Raw genomic sequence first — 12,690 nt, forward strand, 5'->3', positions numbered from 1 at the left:
CGGGTTATGGGCGCAGCGCCCGTTCGACGAAGTCGAGACGGTCCTGCCCCCAGAAAATTTCGCCGTCGATCACGTAGCTGGGCGCACCGAACACCTGGATGTCGATGGCCTCCTGCGTGTAGGCCTCGTAGCGCTCCTGGACCGCCTGGCTCAGCGACTGCTCGCCACGCTTGGGCGACAGCCCGCACTCGACGATCAGCGAATCGAGCACCTTCGGGTCGCCGATGTTGCGCTCCTGCACCCACACGGCCGCGAACACCGCCTCGCACATGCGCATGGCAGCCTCGGTGCCGTCATGCATGTCGACCGCGATGATGACCCGCGCCGCGTCGTCGCTGGCCACCGGGAAAAACTTCGGCTTGACGTTCAGCGGCAGGCCGAGATAGCTCGAATAGCGCGCGAGGTCGACCAGCCGGTAGGCCTGCCGCTGCGGCGCGCGCTTGCCCAGCGGCAACCCGCCGGACACAGGAAACACGCTGCCCATGTCGATAGGCCGCACGCGCACCGTAGCGCCCGCGACCGCAGCAATCGCCGCAAAGCGGGAATGCCCCAGATAGGTCCACGGGCTCTGTGGCGCAAAGTAGTAGTCAATCGTCTTGCTGGTGCTCATGCGCGTGCCCCAATGATGTAATCCAAGCCGACGGTTTTAACTGACACGCAGTTTCTCTGCAGGAGGTAGGTTTTGGACCAGGTGCTCTTGATCACGGGCGGCGGCCGCGGCATCGGCGCCGCCACCGCCCTGCTCGCCGCGCAGCGCGGCTATGCGGTGGCCGTCAACTACGCCAGCAATTCGCTGGCCGCCGACGAGGTGGTGCGCACCATCCGCGCAAACGGCGGCGCCGCCATGGCGGTGCAGGCCGATGTGGGCGACGAGGCGCAGGTGCTGGCCATGTTCCAGAAGGTCGACGCGAGGTTCGGCCGCCTCACGGCGCTGGTCAACAACGCCGGCGTGGTCGACGTGCAGGCGCGCGTCGCCGACATGAGCGTGGCGCGGCTGGAGCGCATGTTCCGCATCAACGTGATCGGCAGCTTCATCTGCGCGCGCGAGGCCGTGCGACGCATGAGCACCAAGTACGGCGGCACGGGTGGCGCCATCGTCAACATTTCCAGCGGCGCCGCGCGGCTGGGTTCGCCCGACCAGTACGTCGACTACGCCGCCAGCAAGGGCGCCATCGACACCTTCACCATCGGCCTGGCCAAGGAAGTGGCCGCCGAAGGCATCCGCGTCAACGCGGTGCGCCCCGGCCTGATCGACACCGAGATCCACGCCTCCGGCGGCATGCCCGACCGCGCCTTCGACCTCGCGCCCACCGTGCCCATGCAGCGCACCGGCAGCGCCGACGAGATTGCCGGCGCCATCCTGTGGCTGCTCTCGCCGGAGGCCAGCTACACCACCATGGCCCTGCTCGACGTCACCGGAGGTCGCTGACCATGAGCACCTCCATGGACCTGATCAAGCCGCTGGTGACGCTGGTGGCCATCGTCAACCCGCTGGCCATCGTGCCCTTCTTCATCCACTACACGCAGGGCTACAGCGACGCGCAGCGCCGCCACACGGTGCGCATGTCGGCCTTCAGCGCGTTCGTGGTCATCGCGGTGAGCGCGCTGCTGGGCCTGCAGCTGTTGTCCTTCTTCGGCATTTCCATCGCGAGCTTCCAGGTCGGTGGCGGCCTGCTGCTGCTCATGAGCTCTCTGTCGATGCTCAACGCCCAGCCGGCCGAGAGCAAGACCAACGTCGAGGAGCTGCGCGCCACCGAGGTGAAGGCGTCGATGGGCGCGTCGATCGCGGTGGTGCCGCTCACCATTCCGCTGCTCACCGGCCCGGCCACCATCTCCACCGTGGTCATCTACGCCGACAAGGCGCAGCACCTGTGGGAGCTTGCAATTCTGGTGGGCTACGGCGTGGTGGTGGCGCTGGCCACCGCCCTGGCCTTCTCGCTCGCGCAGCCGATCGCGCGCGTGCTCGGCAAGACCGGCATCAACATCATGACGCGGCTGATGGGGTTGATCCTCGCCGCGCTCGCGGTCGAGGTGATGGCCGACGGCCTGGGCAAGCTGTTCCCGATCCTGAACAAGATCGGCTGAGCATCAAGCCAGCCGGCTCAGGCCAGCATCTTCTCGATGATCTTCCAGTGCGCCGGCTCTACCGGCGTGATCGACAGCCGGTTGCCCTTGCGCAGCACGATCAGCTCGGCCAATTCGGGCCTGGCGCGCAACTCGGGCAGTGCAAGCAGCCGCGTCTTGCGCACCGCCTGCACGTCCACCAGCAGCCAGCGCGGGTCGTCCTTCTTAGAGCCTGCGTCGAAGTAGGGCGACTTCGCGTCGAACTGCGTCGGATCGGGCTTGATGCCCGAGGCCACTCGCGCAATGCCGGCAATGCCCGGCTCCGGGCAGCTCGAGTGATAGAACAGCACGCCGTCGCCGACCTTCATGCCGTCGCGCATGAAGTTGCGTGCCTGATAGTTGCGCACGCCGGTCCACGCCACAGTGGCGCCGGGCGCGGCGAGCGCATCGTCGATCGAGACCTCGTCGGGCTCGGATTTCATCAACCAGTAATTGGGCATGGTCCCGTCATGGTGTCACATAGTCCGAAACCACGACCCACTTGCCGTCTTTGATCTGCGACAGGCGTGACTGGTCGTTGCCCAGGCGCTTGGTGGCCGTATAGCTGCTCTTCGGGCTGCCGAACATGTCGGGCTCGAAGGTCATGCTGTCCATGGCCTTGATGAAGCTGTCGGTCGTGAGGTTCGGGCCGGCCTTGGTCGCCGCCTTGATGAACGAATCGATGATCACGTAGCCGTACACCGAGAACACCGTCGGGTCTTCGTTGAACTTGGTCTTGTACTTGTTGGCCCAGAAGCGCAGCGGCTGCGACTGCTCGTCCGTGTAGGGGTTCTGCACCGTCATGGTGGCGTAGACGCCGTCCATCGCCTTGCCGCCCAGCTTGTGGATCAGGTCGGTGTAGGACGCGCTCGAGCCCAGGAAGGTCGGGTTGAAGCCGGTCTTGCGCGACTCGCCCACGGTGCCGATGGTCTCGCGGATGATGGTGCCGAGCACCACGAGGTCGCAGTTGGCTGCCTTCATCTTCGCGACCTGCGAGCTGAAGTCGGTGGCGCCGCGCTTGAACGAGGTTTTCTCGGCCAGCTCCATGTTCGCGGCCTTCAGGCCCGCCTCTGCGCCGCGCTGCACCTCGAGCCCGAACTCGTCGTCCTGGTAGATGGTGCAGACCTTCTTGGCGCCCTTGTCCTTGATCATCTTCGGCAGGGCCAGGCGGATCTGGTCGTAGTAGGTGGCCGCGAACGAATACTTCAGCCGGTTCAGCGGCTCGTACATTTCGCGCGCCGCGGTAATGGGCATGAAGTTGACGACGTTCTTGTCGAACTGCACCGGCATCGCCGCCATGTTCTGCGCGGTGCCGATGTGGCCGGCCATGATGAAGATCTTTTCCTGGTTCACCAGCTTCTGTGCAGCCAGCACCGCCTTCTTCGGGTCGTATCCCGAGTCTTCGACGAACAGCTTGAGCTTGCGGCCGTTGAGGCTGCCCTGCTCGTTGAGCTCGTCCACCCGCAGCTGCATGCCGTTGCGCGCCTGCTTGCCGAAGCCCGCGAGCGGACCCGACAGGTCCTGGATGGTGCCGATGCGGATCTCGTCCTTGCTCACGCCCTGCTGCTGAGCGGACGCAAGCGTCGCGATCAGGCCCAGCACGGCCAGCGTCGTCAGTGTCTTGAGCTTCATGCGGTTGTCTCCTCGGGTTGACGAAAAAAACGAATCACCGGTACATGGCTTCTATGCGCTCGGCGTACTTGGTCTGCACCAGCTTGCGCTTGAGCTTCATCGTGGGCGTGAGCTCCTCGTCCTCGGCGCTGAGCTGCGTTTCGAGCAGAAAGAACTTCTTGATCTGCTCGACGCGCGCAAACCTGGCGTTGACGCGATCGATCTCGCCCTGGATCAAATCCTGCACTTCCTTCGTGCGCGTCAGGCTCTCGTAGTTGCTGAACGGCACGTCGTGGTCCTGCGCAAACTTCTCGACGTTCTCCTGGTCGATCATGACGATCACCGTGAGGTAGGGCTTCTTGTCGCCGATGACCACGGCATCGGTGATGTAGAGGCTGAACTTGAGCTCGTTCTCCAGCTCGCTCGGCGTCACGTTCTTCCCACCCGCCGTGATGATGATGTCTTTCATCCGGTCGGTGATGCGGAAATACCCGTCCTCGTCCATCACGCCCACGTCGCCGGTGTGCAGCCAGCCTTCGGCGTCGATGGTCTCGGCGGTCTTCTCGGGCAGGTTGAGGTAACCCATGAAGACATTGGGGCCGCGCACCAGGATTTCGCTGGTGGCAGCGTCGATGCGCACCTCGTTGTAGCCCGTGGCCGGCCCGATCGAGCCCGGCTTGATGCGCGTGGCCGGCACGGCGGTAGAAGCGCCGCACGACTCCGTCATGCCCCACACCTCCAGCATCGGCACGCCAAGCGCGAGGTACCACTTGACCAGCTCGGGCGAAATGGGCGCCGCGCCCGTCACCAGGAAGCGCGACCGGTGAATGCCGATGAGCTTGCGCGCGTTGTCCAGTGCAAGCACACGCGCCAGCCTGAACTTGAACTTCAGCACCGGGCCGACGTCTTCGCCCGCCAGCACGCGATTGGCGATCTCCTCGCCCACGCCAATGCTCCACTTGTAGGCGGCCTGCTGCAGCGGGCTGGCCTCCTTCAGCGCGATCATCACGCCCGAATAGAACTTCTCCCACACGCGCGGCACTGCTGTGAATACGGTAGGCGCAATCTCGCGCACGTTCTCGGGCACCGTCTCGGGGTTCTCGACAAAGTTGAGGATCGAGCCGGTATACATCGCGAAGTACTCGCCGCCCATGCGCTCGGCGATGTGGCACAGCGGCAGGAAGCACATGCGCTCGTCCCTCTCGTCCTGCGCGATGAGCGTGTTGTAGCCACGCGCGGTGTACACCAGCCCGGCGTGGCTGTGCATCGCACCCTTGGGCTTGCCGGTCGTGCCCGAGGTGTAGACGAGGATGGCGAGGTCTTCGGGCCGGCACGCCGCCATCGTGCGCTCGACGGCCTGCGGATCTGCGGCCAGGTGCGCGCGGCCGAGGGTGCGCAGCGCGTCGAGGCTCATCACCGCCGCATCGTCGAGGTCGCGCAGGCCTTCCATGTCGAACACGATCACGCAGCGCAGGCCCGGCAGGCCGGCGCGCACCTCGAGCGCCTTGTCGAGTTGCTCGTCGTCTTCAACGAAGAGCACGGTGGTGCGCGAGTCTTCGCAAAGATAGTGCACCTGCGAAGCCGCGTCGGTCGGATAGATGCCGTTGGACACACCACCGCAGCTGAGCACGGCCAGGTCGGCGAGCACCCATTCGATGACGGTGTTCGACAAAATCGACGCGCACTCGCCCGGCGCAAAGCCAATGGCCTGCAGCCCGGCCGCGATCTCGCGCACCGCGTCGGCCGTCTGGTGCCAGCTCCAGCTGCGCCAGATGCCCAGCTCCTTCTGCCGCATCCAGATGTTGTCGCCGCGCTGCTTCACGGCATTCCAGAACATCGCGGGAATGGTGTCGCCGGGCACGACGATGTCGAGCCGGGGTTCGAATGTGTTGAGTTCCCAGAGTCCTTGCATGGTGGCTACCTCCAGGTCTTTTTCTTCTTCCAGCGCCGCTCGCCGCGCACGCCGTCATCTTTCACGCCGAGGTAGAACTCCTTGATGTCTTCCTTCTCCCTCAGGCGCTCGCAGGAGTCTTCCATCACGATGCGGCCGTTCTCGAGCACGTAGCCATGGTCGGCCGCGTTGAGCGCCATATTGGCGTTCTGCTCGACCAGCAAGATCGTGGTGCCACGCTCGCGGTTGATGCGCACGACGATCTCGAAGATCTCCTTCGTCAGCTTCGGGCTCAGGCCGAGGCTGGGCTCGTCCAGAAGAATGAGATGCGGCGCGGCCATGATCGCGCGCGAGATGGCCAGCATCTGTTGCTGGCCACCCGACAGCAGGCCCGCGTCCTGCGTGGCCCGTTCGCGCAGGATGGGGAAGTAGGTGTAGACCGTCTCCATGTCGCGCGCCACGCCGTCGCGGTCCTTGCGGGTGTAGGCGCCCATCAGCAGGTTGTCTTTCACCGACAGCAGAGGAAACACCTCGCGCCCCTCGGGCACATGGCTCAGTCCCTGCTGGACGATGTAGGCCGGGTCCTTGGCGGTGATGTCCTTGCCCTGGAATTCGATGCTGCCCTTGCGGGGGTCGATGATTCCCGAGATGGTCTTCAAGATCGTTGTCTTGCCCGCGCCGTTGGAGCCAAGCACGGTTGCTATTTCGCCCTGACGGACTTTCAGGCTCACGCCTCTTATCGCCTTGATGGGGCCGTAGGCGCTTTCCACGTTCAGGAGTTGGAGTACTGCGTCGCTCATGCATGGGCTCCTTGCCGAAGCCCGGTGTGCGGTGCGGTGTGGGCGCGCCCTCTGTGCCGCTGAGGAGCGCAGCTTTCCGCGGACAAGGGCCCGCCCTTGTTTGAGCGAAGCGAGTTTGGGCGGGACCCCGCGGAAGGCGAGCACCGCAAGGGAGCCCGAAGGGCCGGCATAGTGGGGGCGACCGCGCCGCACCGCATACCGGGCGCCCCCAAGGAGGTAGCGAACGAAGCACTCATACCGCCGCCCTCCTCAAACTGCTCACGTCATCCACGGTCCCCAGATAAGCCTCGACAACACGCGAATCCGCCTGCACCTCGCGAGGCGACCCAGTAGCCAGCACTTCGCCCATGTTCATAGCCAGCACGCGATCAGAAACTTTGGAAACAAGCGACATGTCATGCTCGACCATCAAGACAGACACCCCCAGCTCATGCTGAATGTCCTGAATCCAGAAAGCCATGTCCGCCGTCTCTTCGACATTCAGACCGGAGGACGGCTCATCGAGCAACAGCAACTTCGGCTCCGTGCACAACGCACGCGCCAGCTCCACCACCTTGCGAACGCCGTAGGGCAGCCCCGCCACCATCGAATCACGGTGATGCTGAAGATCCAGCAGCTCGATCACCTGCTCCGCCTTCTCGCGCGCAGCAATCTCCGCGCGCCGGGTCGCGGGCGTGAAGAACACCTCGCTCCAGAACCCCGTCTGCCGGTGCGTGTGGCGACCGATCAGCAGGTTGTGCAGCACCGTCGCATGCTCGAACAACTCGATGTTCTGGAAAGTACGCGCGATGCCCAACGCAGCAATCGCATGCGGCGCCTGCTGCGTCAGCGCAATCGGACCGCCCTCCTCTCCATGCCACGTGATCTCGCCCGTGGTCGGCGTGTAGATGCGGCTGATCAGGTTGAACACCGTCGTCTTGCCCGCACCGTTCGGGCCGATCAGCGTGAACACCTCGCCGCGCCGCACGTCGAAGCTCACCTTGTTGACCGCCAGCACACCGCCGAAGCGCACGCTCAGCTCTTTCGCGGAGAGAAGAATGTCGCCGTTCATCGCAACCGATCCGACTTGGTGAACGACTTCTGCCGCTTGAACAGCCCCCTGCGGTAGAACGGAAAGAGCTGCAGCCAGGTGCGGATTTTCAGCCAGCGTCCGTACAGCCCCAGCGGCTCGAACAGCACGAAGGCGATCAGCACCACGCCATACACCAGACCCTGCAACCCCGGCGCCTGGCCGATGACCGCCGGCAGCCAGTCCTTGCCAATGGAGATCAGCTGCGGCATCGCGATCAGGAAGATCGCCCCCAGGAACGCGCCGTGCACCGAACCGAGCCCGCCGATCACCACCATCAGCAGCAGGTCGATGGACTGCAGGATGCTGAACTGGTCCGGCGAGATGAAGCTGAGCTTGTGCGCATACAACGCCCCGCCCAGCCCCGCGAGCGCGGCCGAGATCGCGAACGACATCGTCTTGTAGCGCGCGAGGTGAATGCCCATGCTCTGCGCCGAAATTTCCGAATCACGAATCGCGACGAAGGCCCGCCCCGTCGGCGAGCGCAGCAGGTTCAGGATGCCCAGCGTGCTCAGCACCGCCACCACCAGGCACAGAAAGTAGAACCCGTCGCCCGATCCCAGCGACCAGCCGAAGAGCTGCGGCGACTTCACGTGCAGCCCCGCATTGCCGCCCGTCACGCTCTCCCACCGTGCGAACACCTCCTCGACGATGAAGCCGAACGACAGCGTCGCAATGCCGAGGTAGATGCCCTTCACGCGCAACGCCGGCAGCGCGACCACCACACCCACCGCCGCCGACAACGCAGCAGCCGCCACCAGCGCCAGCGGAAACGGCACGCCGAGATTCGTCAGCACCCCCTGCGTGTACGCACCCGTTCCGAGGAACGCCGCATGCCCGATGGAAAACTGCCCCGTGAAGCCGGCCAGCAGCATCAGCCCCAACCCGACGATGCCGTAGATCAGCACGAAGGTCAGCTGCGCCAGCCAGTACTCGTCGATGACCCAAGGCGCAACGATGAGGAACGCAATGAGCAAGCCATACCAGAACACATGCCCACCGTGGCGTGCGAGCCGGATGTCCTGGTCGTAGCTGGTCTTGAAGATGAAGCGCATGGGATGTTCAGACCTTCTTGCGCAGCTTCTCGCCGAACAACCCGTTCGGCTTGATCATGAGCATCAGCAGCACCACGATGTACGGCGCCGTGTCCTTGAAACCGTCGGGCAGGTAGAAGCCCGCGAACGACTCGACGATGCCGATCACCAGCCCGCCGACGATGGCACCCGGCAGGCTGCCGAAGCCCCCCACCACCGCCGCCGGAAAAGCCTTCAGCCCGATGAAGCCCATGTTCGCGTGCACGAAGGTGATGGGCGCCAGCAGCATGCCCGCAATGGCCGCGACCGCTGCCGCGAGCCCCCACACCAGCCCGTTGAGCCGCTTCACCGGAATGCCCATGTAGTAGGCCGCCAGCTGGTTCTGCGACGAGGCCTGCATCGCGATGCCCAGCTTGCTGTAGCGGAACATCGCGAACAGCAGCCCGCACAGGATGGCCGTGGCGATGATGATCGCCAGCTGCTCCAGGTTGACCACCAGCTCGCCGAGCTTCCAGATCTGGTCCTTGTAGGGCACGGCCAGCGTGTGGGTTTCGGTGCCGATGCCCGGCACCATGGTGATGAGCCCGCGCGCCACGTAGGCGATGCCGATGGTCAGCATCACGATGGAGAACTGCGGCTGCCCGAGGATGGGCCGTATCACCACCAGTTCGAGCAGCACACCGAAGGCCGCCATCGCCACCACAGCGAAGATCGCCGCGAGCCAGAACGGCATGCCGAACAGCGACATGCCGGCGAACGCGCCGAAGGCACCGAGCATCATCAGGTCGCCCTGCGCGAAGCTCACCGTCTCGGTGGCCTTGTAGATCAGCACGAAGCCCAGCGCGATCAGGCCGTAGATGCAACCTTGCGCAATGCCCGACAGCAGGAGTTGAAGGATCTGCATGGGGCCCCTGCGCCGCGCCTACTGCCTGAAGCCGCCGGCCGCGTCGTGCAGCGCAAGGCGGCGCGAGCCGGCCACGATGTCGCTGGGCTTGAGGCCGTAGACCTGGCGGATCGAATGGCTGAAGTGCGTCGAGTCGGGGTAGCCGGTGTCGAGCGCGATGTCGGTCAGCGTGCTGCCCTGTTGCACGTAGCGCAGCAGGCTGCGCGCACGCTTCCATGCGCGGAAGGCGCGAAAGGCCATGCCCGTTTCCTGCTTGAACAAGTGCAGGAAGCGCGAGAAAGACAGGTGCACCGAGGCAGCGCACTCTTCGGCCGACATCGGCGTGGCGGGGTCGGCGTTGATGGCGTCGGCCACCTTGCGGATGCGCGCATCGAGCGCGCGCGGCGCCAGCGCTTCGCCGAAGAACATCGCATCGAAGTCGAAGCCCTCGAAGCTCATGCCGCGCGCCGAGGCCGCCAGCAGGTGCGCATGGGCCTCTCGCAAGCGCTGCACGAAGGCCGGTGCCTCGACGGGGCCGCAGTGCTGCAAAAAGGCCGGCATGCGCGCGGGATCGACCGACTCCGACTCGATCAGCAGGTTGAAGATCAGCGGATGCGTGCTCTCCACCTGGTGCAGCACATGCGGCGGCACCACGATGAATTCACCGGTCATCCACGCCCCGCCGCCGATGCGGATGCGGTTCGGCGGCGCGCCGGCGGGCGACACGTACACGCCGTGCCCGCCCATCGTGCGCTCGGCGGCGGCGCCGAGCAGGCCGGCATAGAACACGCGATGCGGCGTGAGCCACATCAGGCGTTCCCCCTGCCGTGCGGCGCCGCGCTCGGGCGGCGTCGTCCTCGTTCGCTGCATGGTGTTTGTCTCCTGCATCGGTGGACTGCCACTGCGGGGTGGCGTCTTTGTTGGCTGGATCGTAGCGGCGCGAGCCACCTGCGCGATATCGATTTGCGCGGGGACTTTCCCTAGGCCGGTGCCAGTGCGCGGCGCAGTTCGGCGGCGCAGAGCGCCACTGCGGTGTTGGCCTCGTCGAGCACCTTGCCCATGGGCACGAAGCCATGGATCTGGCGCTCGAAGCACACGTACATGGCGCGGTTGCCCGCGGCCGTGAGCGCCTCCGCATAGGCCAGCCCTTCGTCGCGCAGCGGGTCGTAGCCGGCCGTGAGCACCAGTGCGGGCGGCAGCTTCGACAGGTCGGTATGCAACAGCGGCGAGGCGCGCCAGTCGAGGTCGTGCGCCGGGTCGGTGATGTAGTGGTCGTGGAAGTAGCGGATGGTGTCTGCCGTCAGCAGATAGCCCTGGCCGTTCGTCTGGTGCGAGGCATGGCCGCGCCGCATGTCGGTGGCCGGGTAGATCAGCAACTGGAAGGCAATGGGCAGGTCGCCAGCATCGCGCGCGGCGATCGACACCACCGCCGCAAGGTTGCCGCCGGCGCTGTCGCCGCCGACTGCGAGCCGGCTCGCATCGAGCCCCAGCGCCGCGGCCTCGCGGCGCACCCACCGGGTAGCGGCCAGCACGTCGTCGACGGCGGCGGGAAAGCGGTGCTCCGGGCCCATGCGGTAGTCAACCGCGACGACAGCGCAGCCCGCACCGTTGGCCAGCTCGCGGCACAGCACGTCGTGCGTGTCGAGGTCGCCGATGACCCAGCCCCCGCCGTGGTAGTACACCAGCACCGGCAGCGGGCCTGCGCCAGAGCCGAGCGGCCGGTAGAGCCGCACCGGGATGGTGCCGTGCGGGCCGTCGGCGGCCAGGTCGCGCACCTCGGCCACTTCGGCCGGCAGCGGCTGCGTGGCGACGCGGCGCTCACGGTAGAAGGTCCGCGCGTCGGCGGGCGACAGGGTGTGCGTCGGCGGAATGCCGCGCGCCTCGATGAAGTCGAGCAAGGCGCGAGCCTGGGGGTGCAGCATGGTGTCTCCGGTGGAACCACTCGACCATGCCCGCGCCGTTGCGGCGCGGCTTGCGAAAACTGGCTATGCCTTGCGCGGCTTCACGCGCGAGGCGGCTTCCTTGGCGAGCTTGCGGGCCGTGTCGATGTCGGCCGCGTGCACCAGCGCCACGCCCATGCGGCGCTTCAGGAAGCTCTCGGGCTTGCCGAACAGGCGGATGTCACTGCCAGGCACCTGCAGCGCCTCGGCCACGCCGTCGAAGGCGATGCCGGTGGCGTCCACGCCGCCGTAGATCACCGCGCTGGCACCCGGGCTCTTGAGGGAGGTGTCGACCGGCAGGCCGAGGATGGCGCGCGCATGCAGCTCGAACTCGTTCTGCCACTGCGTGGCCATGGTGACCATGCCGGTGTCGTGCGGGCGCGGGCTGACTTCGCTGAACCAGACCTCGTCGCCCTTCACGAACAGCTCGACGCCGAACAGGCCCTGGCCACCGAGGTCGGCCGTCACGGCCTGTGCGATCTGCTGCGCCTTCTGCAGCGCGGCGGGCGCCATGGGATGCGGCTGCCAGCTTTCCACATAGTCGCCGCTCACCTGCACGTGGCCGATGGGGTCGCAGAACTGCGTCTGCACAGCACCGCCGGCATCCTTGGCGCGCACGGTGAGCAGCGTGATCTCGTAGTCGAAGTCGATGAAGCCCTCGACGATCACGCGGCCATGGCTCACGCGGCCGCCGGCCATGGCGTAGTCCCAGGCCTTCTGCACGTCGGCGGGGCCGTCGATCTTGCTCTGGCCCTTGCCGGAGCTGCTCATCACGGGCTTGACGATGCAGGGGTAGCCAATACCTTTCCCGTCCGCGCCATCGATGGCCGCCTGCAGCTCGGCCAGCGAGTCGCAGAACTTGTAGGGGCTGGTCGGCACACCCAGCGTTTCGGCGGCCAGGCGGCGGATGCCTTCTCGGTCCATCGTCAGGCGGGCAGCGCGGGCCGTGGGAATCACGCGCACCACGCCGGCGTCTTCGAGCTGCTGCAGCATGGGCGTGGCGATGGCCTCGATCTCCGGCACCACCAGCATGGGCTTCTCGGCCTCGATCAGCGCTTTCAGCTGCTCGGGGTCGCTCATGGTGATGGTGCGCGCGTGGTGCGCCACCTGCTGGCCGGGGGCGTTCTCGTAGCGGTCGACGGCAATGGTCTCGGCGCCGAGGCGCTGCAGGGCGATCAGCACCTCCTTGCCTAGTTCGCCGGAGCCCAGGAGCATCACGCGGGTTGCAGAGGGGGAAAGGGGGGTGCCGAGGGTGGTCATGGTCGGAGGGTCGAAAAGAGCGGGAAAACGAGCAGGGAAAAGCAACCGCCGCACTGTAAGCCACCGGCGGGCCGCCGGTGTCGCACGCGGCAACGGCAC

13 protein-coding genes are annotated in these 12,690 nt (G+C 66.1%); 2 read left to right on the plus strand and 11 right to left on the minus strand.

The window, feature by feature from the left end; translation table 11 throughout:
- Positions 1-4: 4 nt before the first annotated feature.
- Positions 5-610 carry a 2-hydroxychromene-2-carboxylate isomerase gene (locus ACTG4X_RS32550; RefSeq protein ID WP_440532878.1) on the minus strand — a complete coding sequence of 202 codons (606 nt, stop codon included), beginning with the start codon at positions 608-610 and terminating at the stop codon, positions 5-7.
- 72 nt (positions 611-682) lie between these two features.
- Here ACTG4X_RS32550 and ACTG4X_RS32555 point away from each other — a divergent pair, with 72 nt between their 5' ends.
- Both ACTG4X_RS32555 and ACTG4X_RS32560 read left to right on the plus strand, forming a co-directional pair.
- Entirely contained in the window at positions 683-1,429 is a 747-nt protein-coding gene (locus ACTG4X_RS32555) for an SDR family oxidoreductase (protein WP_097197776.1), read from the plus strand.
- A 2-nt stretch (positions 1,430-1,431) separates the two neighbouring features.
- A complete protein-coding gene (locus tag ACTG4X_RS32560) occupies positions 1,432-2,085 on the plus strand; it encodes a MarC family protein (protein ID WP_093058714.1) in 654 nt (217 codons plus the stop codon).
- Positions 2,086-2,102: 17 nt separating this feature from the next.
- Here ACTG4X_RS32560 and ACTG4X_RS32565 read toward each other — a convergent pair whose 3' ends face one another.
- The 10 genes from ACTG4X_RS32565 to purT all read right to left on the minus strand — a co-directional run bounded on the left by ACTG4X_RS32565 (position 2,103) and on the right by purT (position 12,591).
- Entirely contained in the window at positions 2,103-2,564 is a 462-nt protein-coding gene (locus ACTG4X_RS32565) for an EVE domain-containing protein (protein ID WP_440532879.1), read from the minus strand.
- Between the two features lie 7 nt (positions 2,565-2,571).
- Positions 2,572-3,735: an ABC transporter substrate-binding protein gene (locus ACTG4X_RS32570; RefSeq protein WP_426390650.1), complete on the minus strand. Its 1,164-nt coding sequence runs from the start codon at positions 3,733-3,735 to the stop codon at positions 2,572-2,574.
- Between the two features lie 34 nt (positions 3,736-3,769).
- The gene (locus tag ACTG4X_RS32575) at positions 3,770-5,626 is read right to left on the minus strand and encodes an AMP-dependent synthetase/ligase (RefSeq protein WP_440532880.1); all 1,857 of its coding nucleotides are present in this window, start codon (positions 5,624-5,626) and stop codon (positions 3,770-3,772) included.
- Positions 5,627-5,631: 5 nt separating this feature from the next.
- Entirely contained in the window at positions 5,632-6,405 is a 774-nt protein-coding gene (locus tag ACTG4X_RS32580; RefSeq protein ID WP_093058710.1) for an ABC transporter ATP-binding protein, read from the minus strand.
- A gap of 232 nt (positions 6,406-6,637) precedes the next feature.
- Complete coding sequence (locus ACTG4X_RS32585; RefSeq protein ID WP_440532881.1) at positions 6,638-7,456, minus strand: ABC transporter ATP-binding protein; 819 nt, start codon at positions 7,454-7,456, stop codon at positions 6,638-6,640.
- A complete protein-coding gene (locus tag ACTG4X_RS32590) occupies positions 7,453-8,529 on the minus strand; it encodes a branched-chain amino acid ABC transporter permease (protein ID WP_093058708.1) in 1,077 nt (358 codons plus the stop codon). The genes ACTG4X_RS32585 and ACTG4X_RS32590 overlap by 4 nt, the downstream gene beginning before the upstream one ends.
- A gap of 7 nt (positions 8,530-8,536) precedes the next feature.
- Entirely contained in the window at positions 8,537-9,412 is an 876-nt protein-coding gene (locus tag ACTG4X_RS32595) for a branched-chain amino acid ABC transporter permease (RefSeq protein ID WP_093058707.1), read from the minus strand.
- Positions 9,413-9,430: 18 nt separating this feature from the next.
- Positions 9,431-10,261 (minus strand): helix-turn-helix domain-containing protein, encoded by an 831-nt coding sequence (locus tag ACTG4X_RS32600; protein ID WP_093180139.1) that lies wholly within the window; start codon positions 10,259-10,261, stop codon positions 9,431-9,433.
- Between the two features lie 110 nt (positions 10,262-10,371).
- A complete protein-coding gene (locus ACTG4X_RS32605; protein WP_093058706.1) occupies positions 10,372-11,313 on the minus strand; it encodes an alpha/beta hydrolase in 942 nt (313 codons plus the stop codon).
- 63 nt (positions 11,314-11,376) lie between these two features.
- Entirely contained in the window at positions 11,377-12,591 is a 1,215-nt protein-coding gene (gene purT / locus ACTG4X_RS32610) for a formate-dependent phosphoribosylglycinamide formyltransferase (protein WP_440532882.1), read from the minus strand.
- Positions 12,592-12,690 lie beyond the last annotated feature (99 nt).

It is taken from the genome of Variovorax sp. YR566 (assembly GCF_051992195.1).
Lineage (GTDB): Bacteria > Pseudomonadota > Gammaproteobacteria > Burkholderiales > Burkholderiaceae_C > Variovorax.

Bases quoted from the DNA above. Each gene is read 5' to 3' on its own strand.
- ACTG4X_RS32605 (WP_093058706.1), bottom strand. From the start codon at position 11,313: ATGCTGCACCCCCAGGCTCGCGCCTTGCTCGACTTCATCGAGGCGCGC.
- purT (WP_440532882.1), bottom strand. From the start codon at position 12,591: ATGACCACCCTCGGCACCCCCCTTTCCCCCTCTGCAACCCGCGTGATG.
- ACTG4X_RS32585 (WP_440532881.1), bottom strand. From the start codon at position 7,456: ATGAACGGCGACATTCTTCTCTCCGCGAAAGAGCTGAGCGTGCGCTTC.
- ACTG4X_RS32580 (WP_093058710.1), bottom strand. From the start codon at position 6,405: ATGAGCGACGCAGTACTCCAACTCCTGAACGTGGAAAGCGCCTACGGC.
- ACTG4X_RS32595 (WP_093058707.1), bottom strand. From the start codon at position 9,412: ATGCAGATCCTTCAACTCCTGCTGTCGGGCATTGCGCAAGGTTGCATC.
- ACTG4X_RS32570 (WP_426390650.1), bottom strand. From the start codon at position 3,735: ATGAAGCTCAAGACACTGACGACGCTGGCCGTGCTGGGCCTGATCGCG.
- ACTG4X_RS32600 (WP_093180139.1), bottom strand. From the start codon at position 10,261: ATGCAGCGAACGAGGACGACGCCGCCCGAGCGCGGCGCCGCACGGCAG.
- ACTG4X_RS32565 (WP_440532879.1), bottom strand. From the start codon at position 2,564: ATGCCCAATTACTGGTTGATGAAATCCGAGCCCGACGAGGTCTCGATC.
- ACTG4X_RS32560 (WP_093058714.1), top strand. From the start codon at position 1,432: ATGAGCACCTCCATGGACCTGATCAAGCCGCTGGTGACGCTGGTGGCC.
- ACTG4X_RS32575 (WP_440532880.1), bottom strand. From the start codon at position 5,626: ATGCAAGGACTCTGGGAACTCAACACATTCGAACCCCGGCTCGACATC.
- ACTG4X_RS32550 (WP_440532878.1), bottom strand. From the start codon at position 610: ATGAGCACCAGCAAGACGATTGACTACTACTTTGCGCCACAGAGCCCG.
- ACTG4X_RS32590 (WP_093058708.1), bottom strand. From the start codon at position 8,529: ATGCGCTTCATCTTCAAGACCAGCTACGACCAGGACATCCGGCTCGCA.